The sequence below is a fragment of the Microbacterium sp. genome (assembly GCF_049661145.1).
GTDB lineage: Bacteria > Actinomycetota > Actinomycetes > Actinomycetales > Microbacteriaceae > Microbacterium.
Genome location: NZ_JBASZT010000316.1, coordinates 1 through 3401, shown reverse-complemented (window position 1 = coordinate 3401; position 3401 = coordinate 1). Strand labels below are relative to the sequence as shown.

Here is a 3401-nt window from a genome sequence, read left to right as displayed (position 1 = left end):
GTCGCGGAGCGAGTCGAAACGCGGCCGCCACCCGCCGCGGCCGCCCGCCGCCCCGGAAACGCCACCGAGCCGCTACCTTTCGCCCGAGCCGCTATGTTTCGACCGGTCGGATCATAGCGGCTGGGTCGAAACGTAGCGGCTCGCGGATAGCTCGCTCGCGGAGAGCTCGCGGATAGCTCGCTCGCGGATAGGAGCGGAGGCGGCTCAGCCTCGCACGTGGCTCAGCCGCGCGGGCGCAAGCGGCGCAGCAGCAGCGCGGTGCGGAGGGCGGCATCCGCGGCTTCGGCACCCTTGTCCTCGGTCGAGCCGGGCAGGCCCGCGCGGTCGAGGCCCTGTTGCTCGTCGTCGAGGGTCAGCACGCCGAACCCGACGGGCTTTCCGGTGTCGAGCGCCACCCGGGTCAGCCCGTCGGTGGCCGCCGACGAGACGAAGTCGAAGTGCGGCGTTCCGCCCCGGATGATCACCCCAAGGGCGACGACGGCGTCCGCCCCGGCATCCAACGCGACCTTCGCGGCGACGGGCAGCTCGAACGAGCCGGGCACGCGTTCGAGGCGCCACGAGGCGCCCGAGGCATCGAGCACACGCTCCGCTCCGGCGATGAGCCCATCCATGATGACGTCGTGCCACGAGGCGGCGATGATGACGACGCGAAGGCCGGTCGCGTCGATCGGTTCGGTCTTCGGCGCGCCGTGGCCGCTCACGCGATCCCCTCCTGACCGGCACCGGGCCCGATGCCGTGCGCGAGGGCCTCCTCGAGCTCCGCGGTGCCGATGAGGTGGCCCATGCGGTCGCGCTTGGTGGCGAGGTACTGGTGATTGTTCGCCCCGACGCCCACGAGCAGCGGCACCTGCTCGACGATGTCGAGGCCGAGCTCGCGCAGCTGGGTGACCTTGTCGGTGTTGTTCGTCAGCAGTCGCACCCGCTCGACCCCAAGGTCGGCGAGGATGCCGGCGGCCGCCGCGTAGTCGCGTGCGTCGGCCGGGAGGCCCAGCGCGAGGTTCGCGTCGACGGTGTCGAGGCCGCGCTCCTGCAGGCTGTAGGCGCGGAGCTTGTTGATGAGCCCGATGCCGCGGCCCTCGTGACCACGCATGTACACGACGACGCCGCCCTCCTGTGCGATCGCGTCGAGGGCGGCGTCCAGCTGCGGCCCGCATTCGCACTTCAGGGAACCGAACGCCTCGCCGGTGAGGCACTCGGAGTGCACACGCACGAGCGGAGCCTCGCTGGAACGAAGGTCACCCGAGACGACGGCGATGTGGTCGGTGCCGGTGATCCGGTCCTTGTACGCGAGAAAACGGAACGACCCGTGCGAGGTCGGCACCTGGGCCTCGGCGCGCAGGCTCACCCGACGTCGGCTGCCGTGACTCGGCGCGCTCGAAGCGGCGGTCGGTGCCCCGTCGAGGTGCGCGATGAGCTGCTCGATCGTGATGACCGGCACACCCTCACGCTCGCCCATCTCGATCAATCCCGGCAGGCGCATCATCGAACCGTCCTCCGCGACGACCTCGCCGATCGCTGCGACCGGCTGCAGGCCCGCGAGCTTCATCAGCTCGACCCCCGCCTCGGTGTGCCCGGCGCGCTCGCGCACGCCGCCATCCACAGCACGCAGCGGCAGGACGTGTCCGGGCCGGATGACCGAGGACGGCGTGGATGCCGGGTCGGCCAGCACATTGAGGGTGTGCGAGCGGTCGGTCGCGCTGATGCCGGTGGAGACGCGGTCCGCGGCATCCACGCTCACGGTGTACGCCGTGCCGCGACTGTCCTCGTTGACCGCGACCATCGGCGGCAGGTCGAGGCGGTCGGCCCATTCGGCGGGCATCGGGGCGCAGAGGAACCCGCTCGAATAGCGGATGGTCCACGCGAGCCATTCGGGCGTCGCGAGCTCGGCCGAGAGGATGATGTCGCCTTCGTTCTCGCGATTCTCATCGTCGGCTACGATGACCGGCCGACCGGCGCGCAGCGCGTCGAGCGCCTGCGGGATCGTCGCCAGGGGGTTGGGGGAAGGGCTCATTGGGAGCCTCCTTCGTGATTCGGGATGGTGAAAGCGATCTCGCCGGGCGCGGGCTGGCGCTCGGGCGCGGCCCGCGCCACGAACGACAGCAGCCGCTGTACGTGACGCGCCAGGATGTCGGTCTCGAGGTTGACCGCGTCGCCGACTGTGCGGGCGCCGAGGGTCGTGACCTCGAGCGTCTCGGGGATGAGCGACACCTCGAACCACGGTGCGGGGTCGCCGGCGGGGGAGACGGCGCTGACGGTGAGGGAGACGCCGTCGACGGTGATCGACCCTTTGTCGACGACGAGCGGGGCGAGGTCGGCGGGCAGGCCGATGCGCACGACGCGCCACTGCGCACCGGGTCGGACCTCGAGCGCGACGCCGGTGCCGTCGACGTGGCCCTGCACGATGTGACCGCCCAGGCGCGTGTGACCGGCGACGGCGCGCTCGAGGTTGACCGGGGAGCCGGCTTCCAGCTCGCCGAGCGTGGACATGTCGAGCGTCTGGCGCATGACGTCGGCGGTGAACCAGTCCTCGCCGTGAGCTGCGACGGTGAGGCACACGCCGCTGACCGCGATGGAGTCGCCCTGGTGCGTGTCACTGACGGCGAGGGGCGCGCGCACGGTGAGTCGCACGCCGTCGCCCGACGACTCGACGGCGGTGACCACCCCGCGCTCTTCGACGATTCCGGTGAACATGTCAGGCTCCTTCCGCTCCCGAGGCTTCCGCCCCCGGTGATCGAGTGCCGCCGCGCAGCGGCGGTGTATCGAGATCATCCGCACCGGCAAGACCCGCAACGACCAGCAGATCCTCCCCGAGCCGCTCCACGCTCGACACCGTCAGCCGCCGCTGCTGTGCGATGGTGCCGACGCCGAGCCATCCGACGGCCGACGCCCCCTCGCGGCCGAGCAGCGTCGGCGCGACGTAGACAAGCAGCTCGTCGACGACACCGAGCCGCAGGAATGCGGCGGCGATAGTCGGCCCGCCCTCGACGAACACGCGCTGCACGCCGAGTCCGCGCAGCTCGGCCAGCACCGACGGCTCGTTCGGGCTCTCACCCGCGAGGTTCTCGCCGTCACGGTGCAGCACGGCGCGCGGATGCCGTCGCACCGCGGCATCGTCGGGGATACAGCGCTGGCCGAGCACGACGGGCATCGGCTGGTGCTCGTACAAACTACCGTCCGGCCGCCGCGCCGTGAGTGCCGGATCGTCGGCGAGCAGCGTTCCGGTGCCGACGACGATGGCATCCGCTTCGCTGCGGCGTCGGTGCACATCGGCCCGGGCTTCGGTTCCGGTGATCCACTGGCTCGTGCCGTCGGCGGCCGCCGCGCGCCCGTCGAGCGACTGCGCCCACTTGACGGTCACGTGCGGACGTCCGAGTCGCTGCACCGTGAGCCAGGAGTCGAGC

General features: G+C 71.6%; 4 protein-coding genes. All 4 read right to left on the bottom strand.

Features of this window, described 5'->3' with window-relative positions; translation table 11 throughout:
* Positions 1-221: 221 nt before the first annotated feature.
* The gene (gene ribH, locus WBP48_RS13310; RefSeq protein ID WP_424441195.1) at positions 222-701 is read right to left on the bottom strand and encodes a 6,7-dimethyl-8-ribityllumazine synthase; all 480 of its coding nucleotides are present in this window, start codon (positions 699-701) and stop codon (positions 222-224) included.
* Entirely contained in the window at positions 698-2011 is a 1314-nt protein-coding gene (ribA, locus tag WBP48_RS13305; protein WP_424441193.1) for a GTP cyclohydrolase II, read from the bottom strand. The genes ribH and ribA overlap by 4 nt, the downstream gene beginning before the upstream one ends.
* Positions 2008-2691, bottom strand: coding sequence for a riboflavin synthase (locus WBP48_RS13300; protein ID WP_424441191.1), 684 nt, complete (start codon positions 2689-2691; stop codon positions 2008-2010). Before WBP48_RS13300 ends, ribA begins: the two co-directional genes overlap by 4 nt.
* 1 nt (position 2692) lies before the next feature.
* Positions 2693-3401: RibD family protein (locus tag WBP48_RS13295; RefSeq protein WP_424441189.1), on the bottom strand; the 709-nt coding region annotated here is incomplete at its 5' end.